This is a genomic window from Enterobacter sp. 5-4, assembly GCF_000612205.1.
GTDB lineage: Bacteria > Pseudomonadota > Gammaproteobacteria > Enterobacterales > Enterobacteriaceae > Enterobacter > Enterobacter roggenkampii.
Map to the genome: position 1 here is coordinate 225,817 of NZ_JFHW01000007.1, position 26,908 is coordinate 252,724.

The following is a 26,908-nucleotide window of genomic DNA, read 5'->3' on the forward strand; positions in this document are numbered from 1 at the left end:
ATTAATGACAACGGCCCTCGCGATGAGGGCCGACATCGCGGGATTACACGCGATCCTTCCACACCGTCTGCACGTTGCAGAACTCGTGCAACCCAAAGTGGGAAAGTTCGCGGCCAAAGCCACTTTTCTTCACGCCGCCAAAGGCCACGCGCGCATCGCTGGCGCTAAAGCCGTTGATAAACACCCCGCCGCACTCCAGCTCGCGGGAGAAGGTCTCTGCCAGCGCATCACTGGCGGTAAAGACCGTGGCAGACAGGCCAAAATCGCTGTCGTTGGCCAGCATCAGGGCATGCTCCGCGTCTTTCGCGATAGTAATGGCCGCGACCGGACCAAACAGCTCCTGCCGGAAGGCCGTCATCGCCGGGGTGACGTTCGCCAGCACGGTTGGGGCGTAATAATTCCCCTCACCGCTGATTTTCTCACCGCCCAGCAGCAGCGTTGCACCTTCCGCCAGCGTCGCCTGCACCTGCTGATGGAGTTCATCGCGCAGGTCAAAACGCGCCATCGGGCCAATATAGTTTTCTTCCTGGTCCGGCGCGCCCAGCTTCAGCGCAGCAACCGCATCGACAAAGCGCTGGGTAAAGGTCTTCGCAATCCCCTCTTCCACAATGAAGCGTTTGGCCGCTGCGCACACCTGCCCGGTATTCTGGTAGCGGCCTGCTACCGCCGCCTTCACGGCAAGATCCAGGTCGGCATCGTTGAGGACGATGAACGGGTCAGAGCCGCCCAGCTCGAGAACACATTTTTTCAGCGCGGCCCCCGCCTGAGCACCAATGGCAGCCCCGGCACGCACGCTGCCGGTGACGGTCACCGCCGCAATACGTCGATCGTTAATCGCCTGGCTGACGCCGTCGTTGGTGGCATTCACCCAGCCGAACACGCCTTCAGGGAAACCGGCATCCGCAAAGATCTGCGCGATAAGCTCCGCCGAGCCGAGGACGTTGGGCGCGTGTTTGAGCAGATAGCTGTTACCTGCCAGCAGAATCGGCACCGCGCCGCGCAGCACCTGCCAGAGCGGGAAGTTCCACGGCATGACCGCGAGGATCGGCCCCAGCGGACGGTATTCAATGACCGCATTCTGGTTTTCGACCAGCGTCGGTTCCGCCTGCAGCATCGCCGGGCCGTGCTCGGCGTACCAGTCGCACAGGCCGGCGGATTTTGCCACTTCTGCCCGCGCCTGCTGAATAGGTTTGCCCATTTCTCGGGAGATCGTCTGCGCCATCTCTTCAGCGCGATGACGCAGCGCGGCGCCAAGATCGCGCAGCTTTTGCGCCCGGTGGGAGATGCTTTCGCGACGCCACAGGCGATAGCCCGCATCGGACTGAGAAATCGCGCGGTCAACCTGTTCCGACGTCGCCCACGGATACGCGGCGAGGGTTTCACCCGTTGCCGGGTTGACAGAGAAGGCATGTGTTGCAGAGGAATAAGTCATGGTGTTCTCCACGTTTTTCGGTTGATTCATTGTGGCCCACTCTGCTATTTCTTAAAAATGAATAATACTAACCACCTTATTCACGAAACGAGAACGCTATGGATTTAACCCAGCTTGAAATGTTTAACGCCGTCGCGCTGACGGGCAGTATCACCCAGGCGGCGCAGAAGGTGCATCGCGTGCCGTCAAACCTGACGACCCGCATCCGCCAGCTGGAAGCCGATCTTGGCGTTGAGCTGTTTATTCGTGAGAACCAGCGTTTACGTTTATCCCCGGCTGGCCATAACTTCCTGCGCTACAGCAAGCAGATCCTCGCCCTGGTGGATGAAGCGCGCATGGTCGTCGCGGGGGATGAGCCGCAGGGGTTATTTGCCCTCGGCGCGCTGGAAAGTACTGCCGCCGTGCGCATTCCTGAAACGCTGGCACAGTTTAACCAGCGCTATCCGCGCATTCAGTTTGCCCTTTCTACCGGGCCGTCCGGGACGATGATTGATGGCGTACTGGAGGGAACCCTGAGCGCCGCCTTTGTCGACGGGCCACTCTCGCACCCGGAGCTGGAAGGAATGCCGGTCTATCGGGAAGAGATGATGCTGGTCACGCCTGCCGGGCAGGCGGAAATCTCACGCGCCGCGCAGGTGAGCGGCAGCGACGTTTATGCCTTTCGCGCCAACTGCTCTTATCGTCGGCACCTGGAGAGCTGGTTTCACGCTGACCGCGCCGCGCCCGGCCGCATTCACGAGATGGAGTCCTATCACGGCATGCTCGCCTGCGTCATTGCGGGCGCGGGCATCGCGCTGATGCCGCGCTCGATGCTGGAGAGTATGCCCGGGCATCATCAGGTTGAAGCCTGGCCGCTGGCAGAAAACTGGCGCTGGCTCACCACCGGGCTGGTGTGGCGACGCGGGGCAATGACCCGCCAGCTGGAGGCCTTTATAGCGCTGCTAAACGAACGTCTTCAACCAGCGCCTTCTCCATAAACAGGCTGAGCGGGTCGTCAACGTACGGGGGAAACGCCGGACGCAAATCGTATCCGCACTGTTCATAAAGACGCACCGCGGCGCGCTGCTTGATGCCCGTCTCCAGCCGTACCGTATGGCAATGACGGCTCAGGGCCTCATCTTCCAGGGCGGCCAATAGCGTCTCCCCAAGGTGCTGCCCACGATGGGCCGGATCGATATAGACCCGCTTCATCTCCCCCGTACCGTCGCCGTTGAGCACGATGGCGCCACAACCAACGGCCTGAAGCTGCTGGTCGCGAATGACCATCAGGATCAGCGACGTTTCCGGCAGCGCAGCCAGATCGATCAGATGATTGCTTTCGGCGGGATAGAGTTCGCTCTGATAGCGGTCCAGCGCCGCGATCAGGCTGAGAATGTCCGGGTGACGTGCAGATTCAGAGGTAATGGAATACATGGCAGGCTCCTTGCTTTTTTTGTGAGGCTAAATGTCAACATAGCGCAGGCCTGCCGGGGTGCTTCATACAATTAACTTATCGTACCGCTCCGTTAGCGCAAAAAGATTTTCCCTTTCAGGTACAGGGTGGCCTGACCGCCAATCAGCACGCGGTCGCCCTTCATTTCGCAGCGCAGATCCCCGCCACGGTGCGCCCCCTGGTGGGCATAAAGTGACGTTTTACCCAGCTTTTCGCTCCAGTAAGGGATCAGCATGCTGTGGGCGGATCCGGTAACCGGATCTTCCGGCACCCCTTCCCCCGGGCAGAAGAAGCGGCTGACGAAGTCATATTTTTCGCCCGGCGCCGTCACGCAGACCATTTTATCCAGCGGGATCATCGCCCCAATATCCGGCGTTAACGCTTCCACCTGCTGCTGGCTCTCCAGCACCACCAGGTAATCACGTCCGACGCGCACCTCTTTTGCCTCTGTGATGCCCAGCGCGCTAAACAGCAGCGCAGGTGGGTTCTCGACCACCTCGGTTGACCACGCGGGGAAGTTCAGCGTCAGCCAGTCGCCGCTGCGTTTCACCGTCAGTTCGCCCACGAAGCGCGTGGTGAAGGTAATTTCAGTGTGCGGATAGTCAAGGTATTCGAAAATAACGTGCGATGCGGCAAGCGTAGCATGGCCGCACAGGTTAATTTCATCGAGCGTGGTAAACCAGCGCAGTTCAAACCCACCGTCGGTGCGTACAAAAAAGGCGGTCTCAGACTGGTTATGCTGCTGCGCCATTTTGAGCAGCGTCTCGTCCGGCAGCCACGCTTCCAGAGGACATACCGCTGCCGCGTTGCCGCCAAAGGTTTTGTCGCTGAAGGCATCCACCAGATAAAAATCAATTTCCTGCATTGTCTCTTCCTCTCTTGTTATGGGTTATTAGCGCAGAAAAACTGTGCCTTTCAGATAAAGTGAAGCCTGTCCGCTCATCAGCACGCGCGAGCCTTTCAGCTCACAGCGCACGTCGCCGCCGCGCGCGGAAAGCTGACGGGCAAGCATGGCTGTTTTCCCCAACCGTTCACCCCAGTATGGGATCAGCATGGTGTGCGCGGAGCCGGTGACCGGGTCTTCCGGAACGGATACCCCGGGGGAGAAAAAGCGGCTGACAAAATCGTATTCCCCCTCACCCCGTGCCGTCACGCTCACCTTATGCTCGCCCGGCGTCATCGCCGAAAAGCGTGGCGCGAGTGCTTCAACCTGCTGGCGATTATCCAGCACGATCAGCCAGGCGCGCCCTTTGCGGGCTGCAACGTAATGACGGATACCGAGCGCCGAGAGCATCTCCGGCGGCGGCGTCTCTTCTTGGCTTGGACATGCCGGGAAGTCCAGCGTCATCCACTCCCCCTCCCGGCTGACCGTCAGGCGGCCAGAGGCGGTATCAAAGTGGATCCGCGAGTCGGGATAATCCAGTTCATTAAACAGAACGTACGCGGCGGCAAGGGTGGCGTGGCCGCAGAGATTGACTTCGGTAAGCGTGGTAAACCAGCGTAGCTCAATGCCTCCTTTAGTGCAGACGAAAAAGGCCGTTTCCGACTGATTATGCTGCTGTGCCATTTTCAGCAAGGTCTCATCGGGTAACCATTCCTTGAGCGGACAAACGGCGGCCGGGTTGCCGCCAAACGTGGTATTGCTGAACGCATCGACCAGATAAAAATCAATCTCCTGCATTGTCTTACCGCCTGTTTTTATTGTGTTGTTCTTTTATATTCAATGAAAACAGCGCTCCCGGCTACCGCTTTCATAAGGTAAATATTGAGATCTGCGTCACATAATGGTTGAGTTTTCGCCATTCAACGTTTTAAGATCGTCTCCTCTTCTTTTCAGCAACGAATCTCCGACATCCCTATGACAACGAACACAGTTTCCCGCAGGGTTGCGTGGCTACGCGTGGTCACGCTGGCCATTGCCGCGTTTATTTTTAACACCACAGAATTTGTGCCGGTTGGGCTGTTGTCTGACATCGCTGACAGTTTCCAGATGGAAACGGCGCAGGTGGGCATTATGTTGACCATTTACGCCTGGGTGGTGGCGCTGATGTCCCTGCCGTTCATGCTGCTGACCAGCCAGATAGAGCGGCGCAGGCTGCTGATCGGTCTGTTTGTCTTGTTCATCGCGAGCCACGTGCTGTCGTTTATGGCGTGGAATTTTACGGTGCTGGTCATCAGCCGCGTCGGTATCGCCTTTGCCCATGCGGTGTTCTGGTCGATCACCGCGTCGCTGGCGATTCGCCTGGCACCGGCGGGTAAACGCGCGCAGGCGCTAAGCCTGATTGCTACCGGTACCGCATTGGCGATGGTGCTGGGCCTGCCGATTGGCCGCATCGTGGGGCAATACTTCGGCTGGCGTACCACCTTCTTCGCCATCGGCATGGGCGCGCTGGTGACGCTGGTGTGTCTGATTAAGCTGCTGCCCGCGCTGCCGAGCGAACATTCCGGCTCGCTGAAAAGCCTGCCGCTGCTGATGCGTCGCCCTGCGCTGCTGAGCATCTACCTGCTGACCGCCATCGTGGTAACGGCCCATTACACGGCGTACAGCTACATTGAACCGTTTGTGCAGGTGGTAGCAGGCTTTAGCGCCAACTTTGCCACCGTCTTACTGCTGATCCTCGGCGGCGCGGGGATTATTGGCAGCGTGCTGTTCGGCAAGCTGGGTAACCGGCATGCCTCCTCGCTGGTGAGCAGCGCTATCGGCCTGCTGCTGGCCTGTCTGCTGTTGCTGATGCCCGCCGCGGGCAGTGAAAGCCATCTGGCGATCCTCAGCCTGTTCTGGGGCGTGGCGATCATGATTATTGGCCTGGGCATGCAGGTGAAGGTGCTGGCCCTGGCGCCGGATGCGACGGACGTCGCCATGTCGCTGTTCTCGGGAATTTTCAATCTGGGGATTGGCGCGGGTGCGCTGGTGGGTAACCAGGTCATCCTGCACGTGTCGATGTCGGCGATTGGCTATCTGGGTGCCATTCCGGCCCTGATGGCGCTGATCTGGTCCGTGCTTATCTTCCGTAAGTGGCCGGTGGCGCTGGAGGAACAGGGGCAGCACGGGTGAGGTTTGTTTGTGCCGGGTGGCGGCTACGCCTTACCCGGCCTACAAGATCAGCAGGTCGGATTGACCCACAGCATGTGCATTAATACTGTCGTTCTTCATCTCCACCCAGATAGATAAATCTTTCAAAGGTTCTTTCAGACTGGCACTGATAGATCTTGATTCTTGTCTCAACAGGCGTGGCTGTAGAAGACGCATCACTGATCTTCCCGCATCTTTTAGCCTTCTCGTTAATCCAGAGATTCTGTTCTTTTTTCATAGAGGCTCTGACAGACTCTGGTAGCGATTTCCAGAGATTATTTAACTGACCATCGTTTTCTGAATAGGCAAATATGGCATTGTTTAATTTGTTATCGAGATCGGCTTTCTCAAGTTCGGATTTATTCATTGCCAGCATAGTCATTGCGGCCAGCGACTGAGAAATATAATCCCTACCAGAATATTCATAGGATGCAGAAATATCTTTGCCATTGTCTGCCAGAGATAATAAATAAACAAACTTCTCCCATTGAACACTATTGTTAAGCACCTTGCCGCCCCCTTGATTTATCCCACCTAACTTCTGAGGATAGGATGCAATAAACCCAAGAATTTCCGTTGGCATGGTGAGGGTCACCTTAGCGGTACAACTGCGGTTTGAATCATTTTTATCAAACGGTGTCGTTGTGACATTTTCCAACTGAATAGTTATTTGCTGTGCTTTTTCCAGGTAAGATTTAAGCGGTTTCCCATAAAATTGCGAAGGCGTTGCCAGATACGTTTCCTGCAATTTACTCATCGCATCATCTCTGATTTTAGATTGCATAGCAGCAATGGCATCCTCACGACCACATTTAAATTCGGGCGCAGAATCGAACAAACCGGCAGTGGCATTAAATGAAAGCAGCAACGTACTCAGTACGAGAAAACAGTGTTTTGCACGCATGACAATATCCTTAAGTGAAATGAGTGCAGTACATTACTTTAAGAGCTAACAAGCAACAAGCTTGGTGGTGCTTATTTGACCCAGATTAAATTAAAAAGGTATTTTTTTCAGAATTGATTTATATTCATCTAATAAATGTTTTATATGCCGGGTAAGCGCAGCACCACCCGGCAATGAACTTAATGATAGGTCTTAATAATCTCCAGCACGCCGTTAATAATAAACTGCACGCCCATACAGACCAGTAAAAAGCCCATCAGACGGGAAATCGCCTCGATACCGCCCTTGCCTACCCAGCGCATGATGGCGCCGGAGCTGCGCAGCGATGCCCACACGATAATCCCGATAATCGCAAAAATCAGCGGCGGTGCCACCGTCAGCACCCAGTCCGGGAAGGTTGCGCTGTCACGCACCGTCGACGCGGAGCTGATGATCATCGCGATGGTCCCCGGCCCCGCCGTGCTCGGCATGGCAATCGGCACGAAGGCGATATTCGCGCTTGGTTCGGTTTCCAGTTCTTCCGATTTGCTGGTCGCTTCCGGCGACTCATGCGCTTTTTGCGCCGGGAACAGCATACGGAAACCGATAAAGGCCACGATCAGCCCCCCGGCGATGCGCAGGCCAGGGATGGAAATCCCGAAGGTATTCATCACCAGTTGCCCGGCGTAATAAGCCACCATCATGATGGCAAACACATACACCGAGGCCATCATCGACTGATGATTGCGCTCGGCGCTGTTCATATTCCCTGCCAGCCCGAGGAAAAGCGCCACCGTCGTTAACGGGTTAGCCAACGGCAGCAAGACCACCAGCCCGAGGCTGATTGCTTTAATCAAATCCAACATAGTGCGTTGTCGTCCTTATCCATATTTAACACAGCAATTATAGGGGGAAAGTGTGACATTCAGCCATCGGCGCAACGTAACGATTATTTTCCTTCTGAAAAGATAACTGGAAGTTATCCCTATGATTTGAAACACCTTAAAAAAAGTTCATGAAACGTTTTAGCAATTCGTGGCATCGGCTGACTCATTCAGTTGACTTATACTTGCCTGAGCAATAATATCTGCCGTGACTAATTACTTGCCAGGGCAACCATTGTGAAAAGCACCAGTGATATCTTTAACGACGTTGTTCCGCTGGGTCGTCTTATTCATATGGTCAATCAGAAAAAAGATCGCCTGCTCAATGACTATCTGTCACCGCTGGATATCACCGCAACACAGTTCAAAGTGCTGTGTTCCATTCGCTGCGAAGTGTGTATCACGCCGGTTGAGCTGAAAAAGGTGCTCTCTGTCGATCTGGGTGCGTTAACCCGCATGCTCGATCGTCTCGTCTGCAAAGGATGGATAGAACGAAGCCCTAACCCGAATGACAAACGCGGCGTACTGGTGAAGCTGACCAGCGATGGCGCGGCCATGTGCGAGCAATGTCATCAATTAGTAGGACAAACACTGCATCAGGAACTAACAAAAAACTTAACGGCAGATGAAGTGGCAACCCTTGAGCTTTTGCTGAAGAAAATCCTGCCGTAAACAGAAAAAAGAGGTATGACGATGTCCAGACGCAATACTGACGCTATCACCATTCATAGCATTTTGGACTGGATCGAGGATAACCTGGAATCGCCGCTCTCCCTTGAAAAAGTGTCAGAGCGTTCGGGTTACTCCAAATGGCACCTGCAACGGATGTTCAAAAAAGAGACCGGCCATTCATTAGGTCAATATATTCGCAGCCGCAAGCTGACGGAGATTGCCCAGAAACTGAAAGAAAGCAATGAGCCGATCCTTTATCTGGCGGAGCGTTACGGTTTTGAATCGCAACAAACCCTGACGCGTACGTTCAAGAACTATTTTGACGTGCCGCCTCATAAGTACCGAATCACCAGCGTGCCGGGCGAATCCCGATACCTGTATCCGTTAAAACACTGTAGTTAATCATCGCCTGTCACAGACGTAACCGAGGAAATCATGAAAGTTATCGCCTCCGCCGCCCTCGCCTTGCTGGTGCTGTTCTCCAGCCAGACCTTCGCGGAGCAAACCCCTCGTGCAACGCAGCAAAATAATCCGGATACGATGATTTTGCCGTCCGCACATGACCAGTCGCCCTATGATTTCAACCACATGGGTGCTGGTAGCGACAAATCCGACGAATTAGGCGTGCCTTATTATAATCAGCACGGCTTCTGATTCGTTTTTGCCCCGCAGACGCGGGGCTTTTTTTATGCCTTTTCGCTTACCCGCGTCGTCCGACGAACCCGCAGACCAAACACGTTAATGTACAGCCCGGCCATGATCAGCACGGCACCCAACAGCTGCAGCGCGCTTAGCGTTTCATCCAGCAATATCGCCGCACTGGCAAGCCCTACCACCGGCACCAGCAGAGATAACGGCGCGACGCGCCAGGTCTCATAACGCCCCAGCAGCGATCCCCAGATCCCGTAGCCCACAATGGTGGCGACAAAGGCCAGATAGACGAGAGACAGGATCGTGGTCATATCGATGTCGACCAGACTGTTCAGCATCACCGCCGGACCGTCCAGAATACTCGACGCCAGCAGAAACGGGATAACCGGGATCAGTGCGCTCCACACCACCAGCGACATCACCGCCGGGCGCGCCTCGTGCTGCATGATCAGCTTGTTGAAGATATTCCCGCAGGCCCAGCTCAGCCCCGCCGCCAGCGTCAACATAAACCCGAGCAGCGCCACGTGCTGACCATTCAGGCTGGCCTCGATCAGCACCAGTACGCCAAACACCGCCAGCGTGATCCCCGCCAGCTGTTTGCCCTGCAGGCGCTCGCCAAAGACAAACGCCCCGAGAATAATGGTAAAGAACGCCTGCGCCTGTAACACCAGCGAGGCCAGACCGGCCGGCATACCGAACTTGATGGCGCAAAAGAGAAACGCGAACTGGCCAAAGCTAATGGTCAAACCGTAGCCCAGCAGCAGTTTAAAGGGGATCTTTGGACGCGCCACAAAGAAGATGGCCGGGAAAGCGACCAGCATAAAACGTAAGCCGGCCAGCATCAGCGGCGGCATGTTGTGCAGCCCCAGCTTGATGACCACAAAATTGAGCCCCCATACTACGACCACCAGCAACGCCAGCAGCCCGTCTTTCCGCGTCATATCCCGCCCCTGAATTATTAATAATTTGTTAACACTTCAAGGTAACAGAAAAAAGTGCGTCACGAGAAGATCATTATTTCTGGCAGGCAGCTGAAGCACTTAGGGATAAATCGGGTGCTATACAAGCCCCTTATGTCATGGTAATCCTGTTAACACACATCGAATAAAAGCATAAGCAACTGTCGGGCAGGAATATGAAACCATCTCTCAGGCGCTCAACCGCAGCGCTGCTGGCATCGTCATTGTTATTAACCATCGGTCGGGGGGCAACGCTGCCGTTTATGACCATTTATCTCACGCGCGTCTACAGCATGAGCGTCGAGAATATCGGTTATGCCCTGACGATTGCGCTGACCATTGGCGTGGTGTTCAGCCTGGGATTTGGCATTCTTGCCGATAAGTTTGATAAAAAACGCTACATGCTGATCGCCATCGTAGCCTTTATCGCCGGATTTGTGGCGATCCCGCTGGTCAATAACGTCACGCTGGTGGTGCTGTTCTTTGCGCTGATCAACTGCGCCTACTCCGTCTTTTCGACGGTGCTGAAAGCCTGGTTCTCCGACGTGCTCACCTCCAGCCAGAAGGCGCGGGTCTTCTCGCTGAACTACAGCTTCCTGAACATTGGCTGGACGGTCGGCCCGCCGATTGGCACCCTGCTGGTGATGTACAGCCTGCAGCTGCCGTTCTGGCTGGCAGCCTTCTGTGCCGCCCTGCCGCTGGGCTTTATCCACTTCTTTGTGCAGAAAAGCGTGGCGTTAGATACCGCCGAGGAGAAGACGCCGTGGCAGCCGTCGGTCTTGCTGAAAGACCGCGCGCTGTTCTGGTACACGCTCTCTGGCCTGCTGGCGTCCTACGTAGGCGGGTCGTTCGCGAGCTGTATTTCGCAATACGTTCTCGCTGCACATGCGGACAGCGATTTCGCCGAAAAGGTGGTCGCCGTGGTGCTGCCCGTCAACGCCGCCGTGGTGGTAACGCTGCAATATGCGCTGGGCCGTAAGATCTCAGCCAGCAATATCCGCCCGCTGATGTCCCTCGCCACCCTGTTTTTTATCGTGGGGCTGGGCGGCTTTATGCTCTCCGGGGAAAACCTGGTTTACTGGGGCATCGCTGCCGCCATCTTTACGCTGGGTGAGATTATCTATGCCCCGGGTGAATACATGCTGATTGACAACATTGCGCCACCGGGAATGAAGGCGAGCTATTTTTCCGCGCAGGCGCTGGGCTGGCTCGGCGCGGCGGCAAACCCGATGATCACCGGTATCATCCTGACCAACCTGCCGCACTGGTCGCTGTTTGTGATTATGATGGCCGCGATTATTGTGGCGTGGCTGATGATTTTGCGCGGGATGAGCGTGAAGGCATGGTGCGAGTCACCCAAAGCGGCGTAGCAAATGTAGGCCGGGCAAGGCGAAGCCGCCACCCGGCAAAAGCAAAAACCTAGTGGTGCAACATCTCCTCCACCACCTGCTCTTTATACTTCTCGTTCGGATAATAGGTCGGCCAGTTATCCATCTCTTTCAGCAGCGCCTCGTGGGAGGTATTGCCCATGAAAATATGGAAGTGCGAAGAGGCCTTCGGTCCGATGGTATGGTCGCTGAACTGGACAAACTTCGGCGCCTTGCTGCTGGCGTCCTTGCACTCAAAGAGATAGCGCACGCCTTTCTTGCCTGACGCGTAGGTCAGAATTTTGTAGCCGCTGTAATCATACTGGCAGCGGCTGACCGCTTTCCCCTGATGGAACTCCATCACGTTATTTTCGATACCGATGGCATCCACGTCCGTCGCATAACCCGTGCGGTAGTAGGCTTTCACCTCATCAAAGGATTTGCTTTTATCCTTCTGCGCTTTCTGCTTAAAGACCGGATCCAGCGAACCATCGAGCAGGAACGGATAGACCGACTGCCAGGTGCCGTCCCAGTCAGACAGCGCTCTGTCCTTCACGTCTTTATCCTCAAACACGCCGTTCGCCGCTTTCTGTTCTGCTTCGGTCATCTGGTGGCCGTGCGAGTGAGCAAACAGCTGGCCGCTGACCAGCAGCGCCCCCAGAGTCATGGCAAATTTCCCAATATGTGCAGCCAAAGTAACGCCCTCATTCCGTTTTATAAGAATGAGGATGTTATATTATAACATTTCAGATCGCAACCAGCCCGCGAACGCCCTCCTGCTCCATATTTTCACCCCGCCCGCGCTGAATAATGGTGCCGCGGGACATCAGCAAATAGCTGTCGGCCAGCTCGGCGGCAAAGTCGTAAAACTGCTCAACAAGCAGGATCGCCATGTCGCCTCTGTTTGCCAGGGTGCGGATCACGTGGCCGATCTCTTTAATGACGGAAGGCTGTATGCCTTCGGTCGGTTCATCCAGGATAAGCAGCCGCGGACGACTCGCCAGCGCGCGACCAATCGCCAGCTGCTGCTGCTGCCCACCCGAGAGATCGCCCCCGCGACGGTGCTTCATCTCTTTGAGCACCGGGAACAGCTGCCAGATCTCCTCCGGCACCTGCTTCGCCTCGCGGGCGGAAAACCGCGATAGCCCCAGCAGGAGGTTCTCCTCCACGGTCAGGCGCGGAAAAATCTCGCGTCCCTGCGGGACATACGCCACGCCAGACTGCACCCGCTGGTGCGGTTTGCTGTGGGTAATCGTTTTCCCCTGCCAGATGACCTCCCCGGTTTTCGCCGGGATCAGCCCCATCAGACACTTCAGCAGCGTGGTTTTCCCCACGCCGTTGCGCCCCAGCAGACAGGTGACTTCGCCGGTGATGGCCTCAAAGCTCACGCCGCGCAGGATATGGCTGCCGCCGTAATACTGATTCAGTTCGTTGACCTGTAGCATTCCCTCTCCTTAACGTCCCAGATAGACCTCAATCACCTGCTCGTTGGCCTGCACCTCACGCAGCGACCCTTCCGCCAACACCCGCCCCTGATGCAGCACCGTCACGTGGTCGGCAATCGTTTCAACAAAGCCCATATCGTGCTCCACCACCATCAGGGAGTGCTTGCCCGCCAGCGTTTTGAACAGCTCTGCGGTGTATTCCGTTTCCGCGTCGGTCATTCCGGCGGCGGGTTCATCCAGCAGCAGCAGATGCGGGTCCTGCACCAGCAGCATGCCGATCTCCAGGAACTGTTTCTGCCCGTGGGAAAGCAGCCCGGCCCGTCGGTCGCGCTCCGCGCTAAGGCGCAGCAAAACCAGCATCTCGTCAATGCGGTCACGCTGCTCGCCGTTGAGTTTTGCCCGCAGGCTCGCCCAGACGGATTTATCGGTTTTCATGGCGATCTCCAGGTTTTCCCACACCGTCAGCGCTTCAAAGACCGTGGGCTTCTGGAATTTACGCCCGATGCCCTGGCGGGCGATGGCCGCAGGCTCCAGCGCGGTCAGGTCGATGGACTGATCGTAAATCGCCCTGCCGCTCTTTGGCCGCGTTTTGCCGGTGATGACGTCCATCAGCGTGGTTTTACCCGCACCGTTGGGGCCAATCACGCAGCGCAGCTCGCCCACGCCGATATTCAGCGAGAGATCGGTCAGGGCCTGGAATCCATCAAAATTGACGTTAATGGATTCAAGCTGAAGCACCGGGTCAGTCTGGTCCCGGTAGCGATCGCCGGGCAGCTGGCGGGTAAATAATCCTTCCGTTGGCTGCATTATTTCTCTCCCTTACGCAACAGACCGTAGACGCCGCGCGGCAAGAACAGCGTGACGGCGATAAAAATCAGCCCCAGAAACAGCTGCCAGTACTCCGGCATCGCGACGGTGAAGAAACTCTTCGCCCCGTTCACCAGCGCCGCGCCAATCACCGGCCCCACCAGCGTGCCGCGCCCGCCCAGCGCCACCCAGATGGCGGCCTCTATCGAGTTCGTCGGCGACATTTCACCGGGGTTAATAATGCCGACCTGTGGGACGTAAAGCGCCCCCGCCAGACCGCACAGCACGGCAGAAAGCGTCCACACCAGCAGCTTGAACCCGCGCGGATCGTAGCCGCAAAATGTCAGGCGGTTTTCGGCGTCGCGCACGGCGGTCAGGATGCGGCCAAACTTGCTTTTCGCCAGCGCAAACCCGGTGCCCAGGGCCAGAAGCAGCAACAGCACGGTCGCCAGGAACAGCGCGATGCGGGTGGTCGTTTCCGTTACCGAAAACCCGAGCAGCGTGGTAAAACCGGTAAAGCCGTTGTTGCCGCCAAACCCGGTTTCGTTGCGAAAGAACAGCAGCATCCCGGCATAGGTCAGCGCCTGGGTCATAATCGAGAAATAGACCCCTTTGATCTTCGAGCGGAAGGCAAACCAGCCAAACACCAGCGCCAGCAGGCCCGGCACCAGCACAATCAGCACCAGCGCCCAGGCAAAATGCTGGGTGCCCCACCAGAACCAGGGCAGCTCGCTCCAGGAGAGAAACGACATGAACGCGGGAAGACCGTCACCTGACGCCTGGCGCATCAGGTACATGCCCATCGCATAGCCGCCCAGGGCGAAGAAGAGGCCGTGCCCAAGGGACAGCATACCGGCGTAGCCCCACACCAGATCCAGCGCCACCGCCACGATGGCATAGCAGAGGATCTTGCCAATCAGCGTCAGCATCCAGGTCGACAGCGCCAGCGGATGCGTCGCAGGCAGTAAGGCGAAAAACGGCAGTATCAGCAAACACACCACCAGCAGGCTGCCCGCTATCTGCGTGGTGCGTGGCGCTTTGCGCGCCAGCGTTAAGGTCAGCGGCTGGCTCATCAGTCAATCACCCTCCCTTTCAGCGCAAACAGTCCCTGGGGGCGTTTCTGAATAAACAGCACGATCGCCACCAGAATCACGATCTTGCCCAGCACCGCCCCCATCTGGGGTTCAAGGATTTTATTAAAGATCCCCAGACCAAACGCCGCGGCCACGCTGCCTGCCAGCTGGCCTACGCCTCCGAGCACCACCACAAGGAAGGAGTCGATGATATAGCCCTGGCCCAGCTCAGGCCCGACGTTACCGAGCTGCGATAGCGCCACGCCGCCTAACCCCGCAATCCCGGAGCCAAGCCCAAACGCCAGCATATCGACGCGCCCTGTCGGTACCCCGCAGCAGGCGGCCATGCTGCGGTTTTGCGTCACCGCCCGCACGTTAAGCCCCAGACGGGTTTTGTTCAGAATGAGCCAGGTGAAGAACAGCACCAGCAGTACGAAACCCAGCACCACGATGCGGTTCCACGGCAGCGTCAGGTTGGCAAAAACCTGCACCCCGCCGGAGAGCCATGCCGGGTTCGCCACCTCGAGGTTCTGGGCGCCAAAGGTCATGCGCACCAGCTGGATAAGCATCAGGCTGATGCCCCACGTCGCCAGCAGCGTTTCCAGCGGACGACCGTACAGATGACGGATCACCGTGCGCTCCAGCACCATTCCAATGCCCGCCGTCAGGCAGAACGCGACCGGCAAGGCGATAACGGGATAGAGCGCCAGCCACTGGGGCGCAAGCCCGGCCATCGCCTGCTGCACCATCCAGGTCGCATATGCCCCCAGCATCAGCATCTCGCCGTGGGCCATGTTAATCACGCCCAGCAGGCCGTAGGTGATAGCCAGCCCCAGCGCGGCCAGCAGCAGCACCGACCCAAGGGACAGCCCCATAAACGCCTGGCCCAACAGGTCGCCCCACATCAGGCGGTGTTGGATCTGGCTAAGACTCTCTTCTGCGGCCGCGCGCACCGCGCTATCCGGCTCCGTCTGTGGCAGGGTAAACGGGGTAAGCCTGGACTGCACGTCCGGATCGTCTGACTGGCCTAACAATTCGACGGCCTTGCGGCGCACCTCGGCCTGCGGGCTGGCCAGCTGGAGATTCGCGACCGCCAGCAGCAGCGCCTGACGCGCCACGGCGTCCGTCTCATCGTTCACACGCTTTTCCAGAAAAGCGAGCATCCCGGGCTGGGCATCGCGCTGCAGCTGACGCGCCGCCGCCCGCCTTTTGGTGACACTGTCACTTACCAGCTGATGCGTGGCGATAGCAATTGCAGCCAGCACGCGCAGCCGGTTCGTCAGGCGCACGGCTTTGGTTGGGCCCTCTGCCGTATGACTGTCCCCCAGCGGGATGACGTTGCCATCGCGTTGTGCAAAGGCGTGCTTTTGCGTATCGACGTAGAGATTTTCCTTTTGCAGCGCCTCAAGGAGCGGCAGTCTTGACGCATCCGGTGCGGCGGCCCACTGCGTCAACAAATCCGCCTGCTGGCTGCGGCTGGCGGCAACAAAACGATCGGCATCCGATGCCTGCACCATCCCTGGCAGCAGTCCGGAAAGCCATACAAGAGCGATGAACATGCGCATGGCGTTCATGACGTTTCTCCCTGCGGTGATGGCTTAGTTGCTGGCGGTTTTCATCGGCTGGTCGGGCTTTTTGTCATTCCCGGCGATGAACGGACTCCACGGCTGGGCGCGTACCGGCTGTTCGGTCTGCCACACCACGTTAAACTGACCGTTGCCTTCGATTTCACCGATCATGACCGGCTTGTGCAGATGATGGTTGGTGGCATCCATGGTGAGCGTAAAGCCTGACGGCGCCTTAAAAGTCTGACCGGCCATCGCCGCACGCACTTTATCCACGTCGGTAGTGCCCGCTTTTTCCACCGCCTGCGCCCACATGTGAATGCCCACGTAGGTCGCCTCCATCGGATCGTTAGTTACGACGGTATCGGCGTTCGGCAGCTTGTGCGCCTTCGCATAGGCTTTGTAATCCGCTACAAACGCCTGGTTAGTCGGGTTATCCACGGACTCAAAGTAGTTCCAGGCCGCCAGGTTACCCACCAGCGGTTTGGTGTCGATCCCGCGCAGCTCTTCTTCACCCACGGAGAACGCCACCACCGGCACGTCCGTCGCCTTCAGCCCCTGGTTAGCCAGCTCTTTGTAGAACGGCACGTTGGAGTCGCCGTTGATGGTCGACACCACGGCGGTTTTGCCGCCCGCGGAGAATTTCTTGATGTTGGCAACGATGGTCTGGTAGTCGCTATGACCAAACGGGGTGTAAACCTCTTCGATGTCCTTATCCTCCACCCCTTTCGAATGCAGGAACGCGCGCAGGATCTTGTTGGTGGTGCGCGGGTAAACGTAATCGGTACCCAGCAGGAAGAAGCGTTTCGCCGCGCCGCCGTCGTCGCTCATCAGGTATTCCACCGCCGGGATGGCCTGCTGGTTCGGCGCCGCGCCGGTATAGAAGACGTTTGGCGACATCTCTTCGCCCTCATACTGCACCGGATAGAACAGCAGGCCGTTCAGCTCCTCAAAGACCGGCAGTACGGATTTGCGCGACACCGACGTCCAGCAGCCGAATACCACCGCCACTTTATCCTGGCTCAGCAGCTGACGGGCCTTCTCGGCAAACAGCGGCCAGTTTGAGGCCGGATCCACCACCACCGGCTCCAGCTTCTTGCCCAGCACGCCGCCTTTGGCGTTGATCTCATCGATGGTCATCAGCGCGACGTCTTTCAGCGGGGTTTCGGAGATGGCCATGGTGCCGGACAGCGAATGCATGATCCCCACCTTGATGGTATCGGCCGCCTGCGCGCCAAAACTCATCCCCATCGCCACGACGGACGCGGATAACGCAAAAGCTTTTAATAAGGTACGACGCTGCATATTTTCACTCCTGAAAAAGAACGCTGTGCGAAAACGTCCGGTACGGCGTGGACGCGGAAAAAAAAGTGTCAGCGAAGCAGGAGCAAAAAGAGTGCCAGAATGGAGATAGCGCTATTTCTGGGAGGGGAACGCCGGATGTAAAGAGAACGACTCAGAATGGTACAGCGCTGCACTTTTATAATGCAGCGCCGTATATCGGGGTTACCAGACTTCGCTGGCGATCTGCGTGACCAGCCGGACTTTGTCCCACTGCTGGGCTTCGCTCAGGCTGTTGCCCTCTTCGGTCGAGGCAAAACCGCACTGCGGGCTGAGGCAAATCTGCTCTTTCGCCACGTATTTCGCCGCCTCTTCAAGACGGGCTTTAATTCCCTCCGGATTCTCCAGCTCGCCGTTTTTTGTAGTGATAAGACCCAACACCACCTGCTGTTTGCCCGGGCGAACAAAGCGCAGGGGCGCGAAATCCCCGCTGCGGTCGTTATCATATTCGAGGAAGAAGGCGTCAACGTTGACCGTTCCGAACAGCACTTCCGCTACCGGCTCGTAGCCGCCTTCGGAAATCCAGGTGGAACGGAAATTGCCGCGACAGACGTGCAGTCCGATGGTCAGATCGTCCGGCTTGCCCTCCAGCGCCTTGTTCAGCACGCGGGCATAGATGCGCGCCAGCTCATCGGCGTCGTCGCCGCGCTCGCGGATCTGACGGCGCTGGTCGTCCGAACAGAGATAGGCCCAGACGGTGTCATCCAGCTGCAGATAACGGCAGCCCGCGTCGTAGAAGGCCCGGATAGCATCGCGCCACGTGGTCGCCAGGTCATCGAAATAGACGTCAAGGTCCGGATAAACGGTCGCATCAATGTCTTTGCGACCGCCGCGGAAGTGCAGCACGCTTGGGCTCGGAATGGTCATTTTTGGCTGGGCGTTACCGCTGATGCTTTTCAGATAGCGGAAATCGTCCAGCATCGGGTGCTCGCCAAAGCCCAGCTTGCCGGTAACGCGCACGCCGTGGGCTTTGGTTTGCACGCCGTTAAACTGGATGCCCTGCTGGGAATCGTAACGCTCAACGCCCTGAAGACCGTCGAAGAAGTCGAAGTGCCACCAGGCACGGCGAAACTCACCGTCGGTCACCACATGCAGGCCGCACGCACACTGCTGCTCGACGACGTGGCGAATGGCCTCGTCCTCCACCGCGCGAAGCTGCCCGGCATCAATCTCGCCGCTGGCAAATTTCAGGCGAGCCTGCTTGATGGCATCCGGGCGTAAAAAACTGCCGACTACGTCGGCGCGGTACGGGGCGTGGTGTCGTTGCATGGCAATCTCCTCAGTCTGCCGGCGATAATTGCCCGCAGTGATAATTCATTATTTGAATTTTTAGACTTCTGGATGTCTAAATGTCCAAAAACAATGTCATACCTCACCGGTGCCGGCAAACGAGAAAATTTCACGTATGTTGAAAAAAATTCATCTTCACAGCGCGGCGACGGACGCCTCGCTGGCAAACGCGTAGCGTTCATCTTCCCAGCCGGTGATGCCACCGAGCATGATTTTGACCGGCAGCCCGAGACGCGCCAGCTTCAGGGCCGCCCTGTCCGCGCCGTTACAGTGCGGCCCTGCGCAGTAGACGACAAACAGCGTCCCTTCAGGCCATTGGGCCATGCGCTCAGCGGTCATCTGGCTCCACGGCATATGCAGAGCGCCCGGCACATGGCGACGGGCAAACTGCTCCGGGCTCCCCACCACGTGCAGCAAAACAAAGTCCTGCTCATTATGCGTGATGGCATGATGCACATCGGCGCAGTCAGTTTCGACGCTCAGGCGACGCAGAAAATGGGTAACGGCTTCCTGCGGTTCGGCAGCCGGAAATTCAGTAACATAGCTCATGATCCTTCCTCATCTTTGGCGTTTGTGTTAACACTACTCTATCCACAAATTCAGCTCATGAATGCGCTCGCTTATGCCAGAAAACAGCAAAAAGATGACAACGTTAAGACAGATTGCCCGCCCGAAGGTGGTGGTGCTGGCGTATGACGGTCTGTGTACCTTTGAGTTTGGCGTGGCGGTGGAAATCTTCGGCCTGCCGCGCCCCGAGCTGGGCGACGACTGGTATCGTTTTGCCGTGGCAAGCGTTGATAACGGTGAGCTTCGGGCGACAGGCGGGATCCGTATCATTACCGATGGCGATCTCTCCCTGCTTGCGTCTGCCGATCTGATCGTGGTGCCGGGCTGGCGGGGGGTGGACTCGCCGGTCCCGGACGCGCTCTGCAACGCATTACGTCAGGCCAGCGCGCGGGGCTGTCAGCTGCTCTCCATCTGCTCGGGTGTGTTTGTGCTGGCCGCCTCCGGTCTGCTCAACGGACGCAAAGCCACGACGCACTGGCGTTACATTGAGACGCTTAAAGCCCGCTACCCTGACATCGACGTGGTCGAGGATGTGCTCTACCAGGACGAAGGCGAGATCCTGACTTCCGCAGGCAGCGCGGCGGGGATCGATCTCTGTCTGCACGTCGTGCGTCGGGATTTCGGGATGGAAACCGCCAACAGCGTGGCGAGGCGGCTTGTCATTCCCCCTCACCGGGATGGATCTCAGCCGCAACAGCTGAGCCGCCCGGTAGCGCAGCTGCGGGAAAGCCAGCGCCTCGGTCAGCTGTTTGATTTTCTGCACACGCATCTCACCGAGCCGCACAGCGTCGACTCGCTGGCGCGTCGTGTCGGTATGAGTCAGCGCACGTTTCTGCGTCGCTTCGAAGCGGCAACGGGAACGACGCCTGCCCGCTGGTTACTCAATGAGCGCCTGCTGCGGGCGAAAGATTATCTGGAAAGCAGTCGTTTAAGCATCGACAGCATCGCGGAACAGACCGGGTTTGGTCAGGCATCGACGCTGCGTCATCATTTTCGCCAGCAGTTCGCGATTTCCCCGGCCCAGTACCGTAAACAATTTTCTCATGCCGGTACTGCCCGCTGAGGCGTCAGTCTTTTGGTTTCGCTGGAATACGGAGAACCTGATGGTCACCACACACGTTTTTATTGCAACCAGTCTTGATGGCTACATCGCCCGACACAATGATGATATCGACTGGCTGCTGCAGCGCGATGACCCGAATGAGGATCATGGCTACACGGCGTTCATCGCGGACAAAGACTGGATCGTGATGGGCCGGGGGAGCTATGAGAAGGTGCGGACCTTTGAGACATGGCCTTATGACCGGCCCGTGCTGGTGCTCTCCCGACAGCTGGTCGACACGCCCGTACCCGACGCGCTGAGGGGCAAAGTACAGTTTTCCGGCCGCACGCCAAAGGAGGTGCTCGACGATCTGGCGATACAGAACGCCCGTCGCGTCTATCTCGATGGAGGGCAAGTCATACAGTCGTTCCTGCGAGAAGGACTGGTGGCCGATATGGTGATCACAACCGTTCCTGTCCTGCTCGGTTCGGGAAAATCGCTGTTTGGCGCCCTTCCCGGGGATATCGATTTGACGCTGGTCTCCAGCCGCTGCTTCCCCTCGGGTCTGGTGCAGTCGCACTATCGGGTGATGCCATAACCCCACGGCCAACACCGCTACGTTATGCGCAAAAAAAAACCGCCAAAAAATGGCGGCAAATGCTTGCATGGATAGATTTGTATTTTGGTCTCTACGTCCCGACACTCCATGGCCGGGCTGCGGATCCCATACAACCTAACACTCGTTGTCTTAACGAAGGTTAAACAGTTTTATTAACCTGCATGGGTATTGATCTGCAAATAACGCATAAGCCCCTGTTCAGCGCTCTGTTTTGCTTCATGATTAATGGCTTCAAGATAAAAGGATCGCGCTACGCCATAAGGTGCCTTTTCAGAAGGAAACACCGCAAACTGGAATGTTTTTCCTCCCTCTTGATGAGTACAATCTAATTCCCAGCGCAGATCGTTAACTTTTTTGCTGCCGCAGGCAACAAGGCCATAGTCGCTGGTTAAATAAGAACCAACGCGAATCTCTGCTGATTGAATATATTCTGGTTCGTCATTAGCTGCATAACGAATTCCCACAACAGCCCCGATCGCAACCGCCAGAAGCGCAAGCGCTATTATTTTTTTCATTTAGTAATGACCCATTCCTTAGCCAGGGATTCTCTATTATATAGGATTTGTCCTTAATGCAAATATCCAACTCTGGACCAGAAATGGGACGTTTACCATACGTATATGTACTTTAGGAAAAGTCTTAATCCTTATTATGAACGTACATTATTTGACATTCTCTTTGCGCTAGTTTGAATAGTTGAATAATAACAATAATAAATAATCGGCATCATTAAGCCGCAATGTTATTCGGCGGTGACCTCATGGTTAAAAAAGGTTTATCTCTCGTGATGCTTATCTGTGCCCTCTTTTCAGGCCAGCTTATGGCCGGGCACAAAGGACATGAATATCTGTGGGTAAAGAATGTGGATCATCAGCTGCGTCATGAAGCCGATAGCGATGAATTGCGAAGCGCTGCGGAGGAGTCGGCGGAGGGTTTGCGCGAACACCACCTGTGGCAGAAATCGCGCAAACCGGACACGCACGTTCGGTAGTTAGCTGCCCTTGCGTTTTGGCAGGGTTTTCATCAGATCGTCCGGGCTGACGGACGCCACAATACTGCCGGGCTGCGGCATTTTGAAGATGTGGTTTTTCATCTTGCCAATCACATGCATTTCGCACGGACGGCAGTCAAATTTGAGGGTCAGCACTTCGTCACCGTTTACGAGCTGCATAGGCGTGGCCTTCCAGCTCTTGATGTTGCCTTTCGCCTGCTTAGGACACAGGTTAAACGCGAAACGAAGGCAGTGCTTGGTGATCATCACCGGCACATCGCCCTTCTCTTCATGCGCCTCATAAGCCGCGTCGATCAGCTGCACGCCGTGGCGATGATAGAATTCACGCGCTTTATGGTTGTAGACGTTGGCGAGGAAGGATAAATGCGTATCCGGGTAGACGGGCGCAGGAACGGTTTCCGCTTTACGGCTAGCGCGCGGGTAGTTCGCCAGGCGCGCGTCATCCAGCATCTCGGCGGTTTCACGGCGGAACTGGTTGAGCAAACTGTTCGGCACAAACAGGGCATCCGGCAGATTGACCTCAACGTTGCGGGCGTAGTAAATCGTCTGCCCTAGCTTCGCGACGCCATCCTTCAGGCTGTTGCGCGCTTTCTCCGCGTTGTTTGCCACCTCGAACAGGCCATCAAGCGTATGCGTTACGCTGATGCCGTCTTCACAGGTCATGGTCAGAATCAGCTGCTCTTCCCAGCCGCCCAGTTCAATATCCACCGCGATACGACGTTCGCTGGAGGTTTTCAGCAGCGCCTGCTGCCAGTTATGATCGAGGTTACGGTTAAGCGCCGCGTTCGGTCGCGCCTTGTAGAGATCGGCCGGCATTTCGTTCGGCCATACGCGGTAGCGGTTCTCACCGGTTTTCTCGACCGTGTTGGCGCGGAAGCCCACGACCTCACGCTTAATCATCACGTTAAGGCCATCGCCGTTCGCCAGCGGCTCCGTCACCGCAACATCAAGGTGATCTTTCGCCACTTTCAGCACTTCACCCACCGGCAAACCGATAAACTTCGGTGAGTCAAACGCGCCGATATCCCCTTTACGGGCATTCACGAAATAGTCCGTGCTGCCGCGGTGGAACGTTTTGTCCGTCGACGGAATAAAGAAATGCTCGGTACGACCGGCCGACGCGCGCGCCAGGTCACCGCGATCTTCGATGATGGCGTCCAGCATCTGGCGATAGTGCGCGGTGATGTTCTTCACGTAGCTCATATCTTTATAGCGCCCTTCAATCTTGAAGGAACGCACGCCCGCGTCGATCAGCGCGCCCAGGTTGGCGGTCTGGTCGTTATCCTTCATCGAGAGCAGGTGTTTTTCAAATGCCACCACGCGGCCCTGGTCGTCTTTCAGGGTATACGGCAGACGGCAGGCCTGAGAGCAGTCGCCGCGGTTGGCGCTGCGGCCCGTCTGCGCGTGGGAAATGTTGCACTGGCCGGAATAGGCGACGCACAGCGCGCCGTGGATGAAGAATTCAATCGTCGCGTCTGTCGCCTGGTGAATATCGCGGATTTGATTCAGGTTCAGCTCGCGGGCCAGAACGATCTGCGAAAAGCCGACGTCGGAGAGGAACTTCGCCTTCTCTACCGTGCGGATATCACACTGGGTACTGGCGTGCAGCTCAATGGGCGGAATATCCAGCTCCAGCACGCCCATATCCTGAACGATCAGGGCATCCACCCCGGCCTGATAGAGATCGGTAATCAGACGTTGCGCAGGCTCCAGCTCATCATCATGAAGAATGGTGTTCAGGGTGACGAACACCTTCGCCCCGAAACGGTGGGCGAACGGCACCAGCTCAGCAATATCGCTCAGGCTGTTGCTGGCGTTATGGCGGGCACCGAAGCCCGGGCCGCCAATGTAGACGGCATCTGCGCCATGAAGGATCGCTTCACGGGCAATGGCGGCGTCACGGGCCGGGCTTAAAAGTTCAAGATGATGGGATTGCAGGCGCATACTTCGTCGTTATCCGTTATGGTCAAAATGGCGGCTATTGTAGTCAGAAGTCTGCGTCAGCGAAACAGTTTTGCGTAGCCTCAGCGGGGATAATGAATGAGGGAGTGAAAATGCACCGTCCGGTCGCTGCTGTTGCGGTAGGCGTGCGGTTTATCGCCGGCAAAACGGACGCCGGAATCGGCTGAAATCGTCTGCCACTTGCCCTCGAGCTTCATCTCCAGCTCGCCGCTGACCACCACCACATGTTCAATCACCCCCGCCTCATGCGGCGTGGATTCACTCAGGGCGCCGGGGGCCAGGGTAATGGAGAAATAATCAAACCGGAGCGCCTCGTCCCACGGAAAGAGCGGCTTGACGACCATCGCCTGCTGCTGCGGGTCAAACACCGCCTGCCGGTCCGCCTCCGGCGTGATGAAGGCGGAAAACGGCACGTTCAGTCCCGTGGCAATTTTCCACAGCGTCGACACCGTGGGGCTGGATTCATTTCGCTCGATTTGCCCGAGCATGGCCTTTGATACGCCGGTTTCGTCCGCCAGCTTCGACAGGCTCCAGCCCCGTGCCTGGCGTAATGTTTTCAGTGTTGCTGCAAGGTGTTGTGTGATGTCCATATTTCCTCCTGACGACGAGCATACCACTTGTACGCTATAACGCACAGTGTTACCTTACTCCGGACGTTATAACGCACAACGGAGTTTTCATGCGCCCTTCCTCTCATCTTGTTCCGGTCGTACTGGCTGGATTTGTCGCCGTTCTGGTGGGTTACGCCAGCTCGGCCGCCATCATCTGGCAGGCCGCCGCCGCGGCAGGCGCCAGCGCGCAGCAGATTGCGGGCTGGATGACCGCGCTGGGGATTGGGATGGGCGTCAGCACGCTGGCGCTCTCCTGGTGTTACAAAGCGCCCGTACTGACCGCCTGGTCGACGCCCGGCGCGGCGCTGCTCGCCACCAGCCTGCACGGCGTCACGCTGGCGGAAACCATTGGCGTGTTCATCTTTGCGAACGCGCTTATTTTGCTCTGCGGCGTTACCGGGCTTTTCGCCCGTCTGATGACGCTGATCCCCTATTCGCTTGCTGCCGCCATGCTCGCCGGGGTATTGCTGCAGTTTGGCCTGCACGCGTTTGCGCATCTTGAAGGGCACTTTCTGCTGTGCGGCAGCATGATTGCGGCATGGCTGATCGCAAAAGCGCTGTCGCCGCGCTATGCCATCGTGGTCACGCTGCTGGTGGGCGGTATCGTGGCCTGGGCCGGTGGTGACGTTGTCACGGATAAGCTCACCCTTTCTCTGGTGATGCCCGACTTTATTGCGCCTGACTTCACCTTCACCAGCCTGGTGAGTATTGGCTTGCCCTTCTTCCTCGTGACCATGGCCTCGCAAAATGCACCGGGTTTCGCCACCATGAAAGCCTCCGGCTACCCGCTGGCGGCCTCACCGCTCATCATCGTGACGGGTGGACTGGCGCTGCTGTTTTCTCCGTTTGGCGTCTTTTCTATCTGCATTGCGGCCATTACCGCCGCCATTTGTCAAAGCCCGGATGCACATCCGGACGCGGAAAAACGCTGGCTGGCGGCCATCGCAGCCGGCGGGTTTTATCTGCTGGCGGGAATTTTCGGTGGCTCCATTACCGGGCTGATGGCCGCCCTGCCGCTCAGCTGGATCCAGACGCTCGCCGGTCTGGCGCTGCTTGGCACCATTAGCGGGAGTTTATACCAGGCGCTGAGTCACGAAGCGGAGCGCGACGCGGCCATCGTTACGTTTCTGACGACCGCAAGCGGCGTCACGATCCTGGGCATCGGTTCGGCGTTCTGGGGGCTGGTGCTGGGCGGGGTATGTTACGCCCTGTTTTCACGCGCTCGCCGCGCGTAGCTGCGACGGCGTCATGCCCGTCGCGCTGCGAAAGCGGTTGCTGAAGTGGCTGGCGGAGTTAAACCCGCAGGCCAGCGCAATGTCCGTCAGTGGCATGGAGGTATGCTGCACCAGCTCTTTCGCCTTGACCATTCGCCTGTGCATCACGTACTGATGCGGTGCCAGCCCCGTCGACTGGCGGAACATGCGGGCAAAATGGTATTCGCTGAGGGCAGCCTGCGCCGCCAGCTCGGCCAGCGTAAGGGGCTGCCCCAGGTTCTCTTCGATAAAGGCGAGGACGTTGCGCAGCACGAACGGCGATAACCCGCCCGTAACGACCGGCAGCTTCCACTGCACGTTTGAGTAGTTTTGCAGCAGATGGGTCAGCAGCAGCGTGGAGGCCGTGCTCAGGGTAAGCTGGTTGGCGTGCTGCTGCCAGTCACAGCCCAGTAAAAACTGGCGATACAGCGTGGTGATCTTCGGGTCGCTGCCAAAAATACGCTCGTCCAGGGTCAGCGAAAGCGGCCGCTTATCCCAGATTTTTTCTCCCACGTCGCGCAGGTGTTCATCGGTGCAGTAGAGATGCACAAACGACAGGTCATCGCGGATATCCCACGTTGATTCGCTCTCTTTGGGCATCAGGCAGAATCGGTCCGGCCCCCCGCCGTTCTTCCAGCCTCCTGGCGTTTTTTGATAGCTTTCGTAGCCGTCCGCCACGTACAGGCTGAGGGTATGATGATTGCTCTTTACGGTGATCGTGTCGTGCTTGTTGTACCACGCGGCCAGCTGGATACCCGAATTCAGCGAGACGGTTTCCCGCAGGACAGCATTCTGTTGGCAAAGCGTTTCAAAGGTATCGTAAGCGTGAGACATAACCGTTAGCGCGTGAAGAATCGGAATATCAGTCTAAGAAGAGTTGTTGCCCGTTGCCAGTCCCTCCAGAAGAAAAAAGCGCAAGATTTTGCAAGTCTGCCGCAAGCGGGTGAAAGCCCGTTACGCATCTCAGC

General features: G+C 57.3%; 29 protein-coding genes. 10 read left to right on the forward strand and 19 right to left on the reverse strand.

Translation table 11 applies throughout. The features are described 5' to 3' along the window. Positions 1–43: 43 nt before the first annotated feature. Positions 44–1,432, reverse strand: coding sequence for a succinate-semialdehyde dehydrogenase (gene sad, locus AA74_RS0103610; protein ID WP_025911135.1), 1,389 nt, complete (start codon positions 1,430–1,432; stop codon positions 44–46). 98 nt (positions 1,433–1,530) lie between these two features. On the opposite strand from sad, the gene AA74_RS0103615 reads away from it, so the two are divergent. Continuing rightward, positions 1,531–2,409 (forward strand): LysR family transcriptional regulator, encoded by an 879-nt coding sequence (locus AA74_RS0103615; protein WP_025911137.1) that lies wholly within the window; start codon positions 1,531–1,533, stop codon positions 2,407–2,409. On the opposite strand, the gene AA74_RS0103620 is transcribed toward AA74_RS0103615, so the two are convergent. The 3 genes from AA74_RS0103620 to AA74_RS0103630 form a co-directional block, all read right to left on the reverse strand. Next, positions 2,363–2,845 carry a GNAT family N-acetyltransferase gene (locus AA74_RS0103620; protein WP_023292427.1) on the reverse strand — a complete coding sequence of 161 codons (483 nt, stop codon included), beginning with the start codon at positions 2,843–2,845 and terminating at the stop codon, positions 2,363–2,365. The genes AA74_RS0103615 and AA74_RS0103620 overlap by 47 nt on opposite strands. A gap of 92 nt (positions 2,846–2,937) precedes the next feature. Further along, positions 2,938–3,729, reverse strand: a complete 792-nt coding sequence (locus AA74_RS0103625) for a PhzF family phenazine biosynthesis protein (protein WP_025911140.1) — start codon at positions 3,727–3,729, stop codon at positions 2,938–2,940. A 27-nt stretch (positions 3,730–3,756) separates the two neighbouring features. Continuing rightward, complete coding sequence (locus AA74_RS0103630; RefSeq protein WP_025911142.1) at positions 3,757–4,545, reverse strand: PhzF family phenazine biosynthesis protein; 789 nt, start codon at positions 4,543–4,545, stop codon at positions 3,757–3,759. A gap of 177 nt (positions 4,546–4,722) precedes the next feature. Between AA74_RS0103630 and AA74_RS0103635 the strand changes: the two genes are divergently transcribed. Continuing rightward, positions 4,723–5,919: a sugar transporter gene (locus AA74_RS0103635; RefSeq protein WP_008503194.1), complete on the forward strand. Its 1,197-nt coding sequence runs from the start codon at positions 4,723–4,725 to the stop codon at positions 5,917–5,919. A gap of 79 nt (positions 5,920–5,998) precedes the next feature. Here AA74_RS0103635 and AA74_RS0103640 read toward each other — a convergent pair whose 3' ends face one another. Both AA74_RS0103640 and AA74_RS0103645 read right to left on the reverse strand, forming a co-directional pair. Next, positions 5,999–6,841, reverse strand: a complete 843-nt coding sequence (locus AA74_RS0103640; RefSeq protein WP_023327462.1) for a lysozyme inhibitor LprI family protein — start codon at positions 6,839–6,841, stop codon at positions 5,999–6,001. A 179-nt stretch (positions 6,842–7,020) separates the two neighbouring features. Next, a complete protein-coding gene (locus AA74_RS0103645; RefSeq protein ID WP_008502235.1) occupies positions 7,021–7,686 on the reverse strand; it encodes a MarC family NAAT transporter in 666 nt (221 codons plus the stop codon). Positions 7,687–7,941: 255 nt separating this feature from the next. Here AA74_RS0103645 and marR point away from each other — a divergent pair, with 255 nt between their 5' ends. Genes marR through marB form a run of 3 tightly spaced genes read left to right on the forward strand, consistent with a single transcriptional unit; the run spans position 7,942 to position 9,030 of the window. Beyond that, positions 7,942–8,376, forward strand: coding sequence for a multiple antibiotic resistance transcriptional regulator MarR (gene marR, locus AA74_RS0103650; RefSeq protein ID WP_008502236.1), 435 nt, complete (start codon positions 7,942–7,944; stop codon positions 8,374–8,376). Positions 8,377–8,397: 21 nt separating this feature from the next. Beyond that, complete coding sequence (marA, locus tag AA74_RS0103655; RefSeq protein ID WP_008502237.1) at positions 8,398–8,778, forward strand: MDR efflux pump AcrAB transcriptional activator MarA; 381 nt, start codon at positions 8,398–8,400, stop codon at positions 8,776–8,778. 33 nt (positions 8,779–8,811) lie between these two features. Next, on the forward strand, positions 8,812–9,030 hold the full coding sequence (gene marB / locus AA74_RS0103660; protein WP_008502238.1) for a multiple antibiotic resistance protein MarB: 219 nt from the start codon (positions 8,812–8,814) through the stop codon (positions 9,028–9,030). A 32-nt stretch (positions 9,031–9,062) separates the two neighbouring features. Here the strand turns inward: marB and eamA are convergent, their stop codons facing one another. Further along, positions 9,063–9,968: an O-acetylserine/cysteine exporter gene (gene eamA / locus AA74_RS0103665; RefSeq protein ID WP_021242508.1), complete on the reverse strand. Its 906-nt coding sequence runs from the start codon at positions 9,966–9,968 to the stop codon at positions 9,063–9,065. 194 nt (positions 9,969–10,162) lie between these two features. Here eamA and ydeE point away from each other — a divergent pair, with 194 nt between their 5' ends. Next, on the forward strand, positions 10,163–11,356 hold the full coding sequence (gene ydeE / locus AA74_RS0103670; RefSeq protein ID WP_008502240.1) for an efflux MFS transporter YdeE: 1,194 nt from the start codon (positions 10,163–10,165) through the stop codon (positions 11,354–11,356). 49 nt (positions 11,357–11,405) lie between these two features. Here ydeE and zinT read toward each other — a convergent pair whose 3' ends face one another. The 8 genes from zinT to AA74_RS0103710 all read right to left on the reverse strand — a co-directional run bounded on the left by zinT (position 11,406) and on the right by AA74_RS0103710 (position 19,423). Next, positions 11,406–12,047 (reverse strand): metal-binding protein ZinT, encoded by a 642-nt coding sequence (gene zinT / locus AA74_RS0103675; RefSeq protein WP_025911156.1) that lies wholly within the window; start codon positions 12,045–12,047, stop codon positions 11,406–11,408. A 52-nt stretch (positions 12,048–12,099) separates the two neighbouring features. After that, positions 12,100–12,798, reverse strand: coding sequence for an urea ABC transporter ATP-binding subunit UrtE (gene urtE / locus AA74_RS0103680; protein ID WP_008502242.1), 699 nt, complete (start codon positions 12,796–12,798; stop codon positions 12,100–12,102). Positions 12,799–12,807: 9 nt separating this feature from the next. After that, positions 12,808–13,605, reverse strand: coding sequence for an urea ABC transporter ATP-binding protein UrtD (gene urtD / locus AA74_RS0103685; RefSeq protein WP_008502243.1), 798 nt, complete (start codon positions 13,603–13,605; stop codon positions 12,808–12,810). After that, positions 13,605–14,678, reverse strand: a complete 1,074-nt coding sequence (gene urtC, locus AA74_RS0103690) for an urea ABC transporter permease subunit UrtC (protein ID WP_023292434.1) — start codon at positions 14,676–14,678, stop codon at positions 13,605–13,607. The genes urtD and urtC overlap by 1 nt, the downstream gene beginning before the upstream one ends. Next, entirely contained in the window at positions 14,678–16,252 is a 1,575-nt protein-coding gene (gene urtB / locus AA74_RS0103695; protein WP_025911158.1) for an urea ABC transporter permease subunit UrtB, read from the reverse strand. The genes urtC and urtB overlap by 1 nt, the downstream gene beginning before the upstream one ends. A 24-nt stretch (positions 16,253–16,276) precedes the next feature. Then, positions 16,277–17,548, reverse strand: a complete 1,272-nt coding sequence (gene urtA / locus AA74_RS0103700) for an urea ABC transporter substrate-binding protein (protein ID WP_025911159.1) — start codon at positions 17,546–17,548, stop codon at positions 16,277–16,279. A gap of 201 nt (positions 17,549–17,749) precedes the next feature. Next, complete coding sequence (locus AA74_RS0103705; RefSeq protein ID WP_023327455.1) at positions 17,750–18,853, reverse strand: cobalamin-independent methionine synthase II family protein; 1,104 nt, start codon at positions 18,851–18,853, stop codon at positions 17,750–17,752. 156 nt (positions 18,854–19,009) lie between these two features. After that, positions 19,010–19,423, reverse strand: a complete 414-nt coding sequence (locus AA74_RS0103710; RefSeq protein ID WP_008502248.1) for a rhodanese-like domain-containing protein — start codon at positions 19,421–19,423, stop codon at positions 19,010–19,012. A gap of 73 nt (positions 19,424–19,496) precedes the next feature. On the opposite strand from AA74_RS0103710, the gene ftrA reads away from it, so the two are divergent. Together ftrA and AA74_RS0103720 are read left to right on the forward strand one after the other, a co-directional pair. After that, positions 19,497–20,504 carry a transcriptional regulator FtrA gene (gene ftrA, locus AA74_RS0103715; protein WP_021242516.1) on the forward strand — a complete coding sequence of 336 codons (1,008 nt, stop codon included), beginning with the start codon at positions 19,497–19,499 and terminating at the stop codon, positions 20,502–20,504. A gap of 40 nt (positions 20,505–20,544) precedes the next feature. Continuing rightward, a complete protein-coding gene (locus AA74_RS0103720; protein WP_025911160.1) occupies positions 20,545–21,081 on the forward strand; it encodes a dihydrofolate reductase family protein in 537 nt (178 codons plus the stop codon). A 173-nt stretch (positions 21,082–21,254) separates the two neighbouring features. On the opposite strand, the gene AA74_RS0103725 is transcribed toward AA74_RS0103720, so the two are convergent. Continuing rightward, positions 21,255–21,617 (reverse strand): hypothetical protein, encoded by a 363-nt coding sequence (locus AA74_RS0103725; protein ID WP_025911162.1) that lies wholly within the window; start codon positions 21,615–21,617, stop codon positions 21,255–21,257. Between the two features lie 245 nt (positions 21,618–21,862). Here AA74_RS0103725 and AA74_RS0103730 point away from each other — a divergent pair, with 245 nt between their 5' ends. Next, positions 21,863–22,093, forward strand: a complete 231-nt coding sequence (locus AA74_RS0103730; RefSeq protein ID WP_008502251.1) for a DUF2554 family protein — start codon at positions 21,863–21,865, stop codon at positions 22,091–22,093. On the opposite strand, the gene AA74_RS0103735 is transcribed toward AA74_RS0103730, so the two are convergent. After that, positions 22,094–24,058, reverse strand: coding sequence for a U32 family peptidase (locus AA74_RS0103735; RefSeq protein ID WP_025911165.1), 1,965 nt, complete (start codon positions 24,056–24,058; stop codon positions 22,094–22,096). An 80-nt stretch (positions 24,059–24,138) separates the two neighbouring features. Further along, positions 24,139–24,666: a helix-turn-helix domain-containing protein gene (locus tag AA74_RS0103740; protein WP_008502254.1), complete on the reverse strand. Its 528-nt coding sequence runs from the start codon at positions 24,664–24,666 to the stop codon at positions 24,139–24,141. An 89-nt stretch (positions 24,667–24,755) separates the two neighbouring features. Here AA74_RS0103740 and AA74_RS0103745 point away from each other — a divergent pair, with 89 nt between their 5' ends. Continuing rightward, a complete protein-coding gene (locus AA74_RS0103745) occupies positions 24,756–25,922 on the forward strand; it encodes a benzoate/H(+) symporter BenE family transporter (protein WP_025911167.1) in 1,167 nt (388 codons plus the stop codon). Here the strand turns inward: AA74_RS0103745 and AA74_RS0103750 are convergent. Further along, on the reverse strand, positions 25,902–26,774 hold the full coding sequence (locus AA74_RS0103750) for a helix-turn-helix transcriptional regulator (RefSeq protein WP_023292442.1): 873 nt from the start codon (positions 26,772–26,774) through the stop codon (positions 25,902–25,904). The two genes, AA74_RS0103745 and AA74_RS0103750, sit on opposite strands and share 21 nt — an antisense overlap. Positions 26,775–26,908 lie beyond the last annotated feature (134 nt).

Excerpts from the sequence above, each read along its gene's own strand:
- sad (WP_025911135.1), bottom strand. The coding sequence starts at position 1,432 with ATGACTTATTCCTCTGCAACACATGCCTTCTCTGTCAACCCGGCAACG.
- AA74_RS0103615 (WP_025911137.1), top strand. The coding sequence starts at position 1,531 with ATGGATTTAACCCAGCTTGAAATGTTTAACGCCGTCGCGCTGACGGGC.
- AA74_RS0103620 (WP_023292427.1), bottom strand. The coding sequence starts at position 2,845 with ATGTATTCCATTACCTCTGAATCTGCACGTCACCCGGACATTCTCAGC.
- AA74_RS0103625 (WP_025911140.1), bottom strand. The coding sequence starts at position 3,729 with ATGCAGGAAATTGATTTTTATCTGGTGGATGCCTTCAGCGACAAAACC.
- AA74_RS0103630 (WP_025911142.1), bottom strand. The coding sequence starts at position 4,545 with ATGCAGGAGATTGATTTTTATCTGGTCGATGCGTTCAGCAATACCACG.
- AA74_RS0103635 (WP_008503194.1), top strand. The coding sequence starts at position 4,723 with ATGACAACGAACACAGTTTCCCGCAGGGTTGCGTGGCTACGCGTGGTC.
- AA74_RS0103640 (WP_023327462.1), bottom strand. The coding sequence starts at position 6,841 with ATGCGTGCAAAACACTGTTTTCTCGTACTGAGTACGTTGCTGCTTTCA.
- AA74_RS0103645 (WP_008502235.1), bottom strand. The coding sequence starts at position 7,686 with ATGTTGGATTTGATTAAAGCAATCAGCCTCGGGCTGGTGGTCTTGCTG.
- marA (WP_008502237.1), top strand. The coding sequence starts at position 8,398 with ATGTCCAGACGCAATACTGACGCTATCACCATTCATAGCATTTTGGAC.
- marB (WP_008502238.1), top strand. The coding sequence starts at position 8,812 with ATGAAAGTTATCGCCTCCGCCGCCCTCGCCTTGCTGGTGCTGTTCTCC.
- eamA (WP_021242508.1), bottom strand. The coding sequence starts at position 9,968 with ATGACGCGGAAAGACGGGCTGCTGGCGTTGCTGGTGGTCGTAGTATGG.
- ydeE (WP_008502240.1), top strand. The coding sequence starts at position 10,163 with ATGAAACCATCTCTCAGGCGCTCAACCGCAGCGCTGCTGGCATCGTCA.
- urtE (WP_008502242.1), bottom strand. The coding sequence starts at position 12,798 with ATGCTACAGGTCAACGAACTGAATCAGTATTACGGCGGCAGCCATATC.
- urtD (WP_008502243.1), bottom strand. The coding sequence starts at position 13,605 with ATGCAGCCAACGGAAGGATTATTTACCCGCCAGCTGCCCGGCGATCGC.
- urtC (WP_023292434.1), bottom strand. The coding sequence starts at position 14,678 with ATGAGCCAGCCGCTGACCTTAACGCTGGCGCGCAAAGCGCCACGCACC.
- urtB (WP_025911158.1), bottom strand. The coding sequence starts at position 16,252 with ATGAACGCCATGCGCATGTTCATCGCTCTTGTATGGCTTTCCGGACTG.
- urtA (WP_025911159.1), bottom strand. The coding sequence starts at position 17,548 with ATGCAGCGTCGTACCTTATTAAAAGCTTTTGCGTTATCCGCGTCCGTC.
- AA74_RS0103705 (WP_023327455.1), bottom strand. The coding sequence starts at position 18,853 with ATGCAACGACACCACGCCCCGTACCGCGCCGACGTAGTCGGCAGTTTT.
- AA74_RS0103710 (WP_008502248.1), bottom strand. The coding sequence starts at position 19,423 with ATGAGCTATGTTACTGAATTTCCGGCTGCCGAACCGCAGGAAGCCGTT.
- ftrA (WP_021242516.1), top strand. The coding sequence starts at position 19,497 with ATGCCAGAAAACAGCAAAAAGATGACAACGTTAAGACAGATTGCCCGC.
- AA74_RS0103720 (WP_025911160.1), top strand. The coding sequence starts at position 20,545 with ATGGTCACCACACACGTTTTTATTGCAACCAGTCTTGATGGCTACATC.
- AA74_RS0103725 (WP_025911162.1), bottom strand. The coding sequence starts at position 21,617 with ATGAAAAAAATAATAGCGCTTGCGCTTCTGGCGGTTGCGATCGGGGCT.
- AA74_RS0103730 (WP_008502251.1), top strand. The coding sequence starts at position 21,863 with ATGGTTAAAAAAGGTTTATCTCTCGTGATGCTTATCTGTGCCCTCTTT.
- AA74_RS0103735 (WP_025911165.1), bottom strand. The coding sequence starts at position 24,058 with ATGCGCCTGCAATCCCATCATCTTGAACTTTTAAGCCCGGCCCGTGAC.
- AA74_RS0103740 (WP_008502254.1), bottom strand. The coding sequence starts at position 24,666 with ATGGACATCACACAACACCTTGCAGCAACACTGAAAACATTACGCCAG.
- AA74_RS0103745 (WP_025911167.1), top strand. The coding sequence starts at position 24,756 with ATGCGCCCTTCCTCTCATCTTGTTCCGGTCGTACTGGCTGGATTTGTC.
- AA74_RS0103750 (WP_023292442.1), bottom strand. The coding sequence starts at position 26,774 with ATGTCTCACGCTTACGATACCTTTGAAACGCTTTGCCAACAGAATGCT.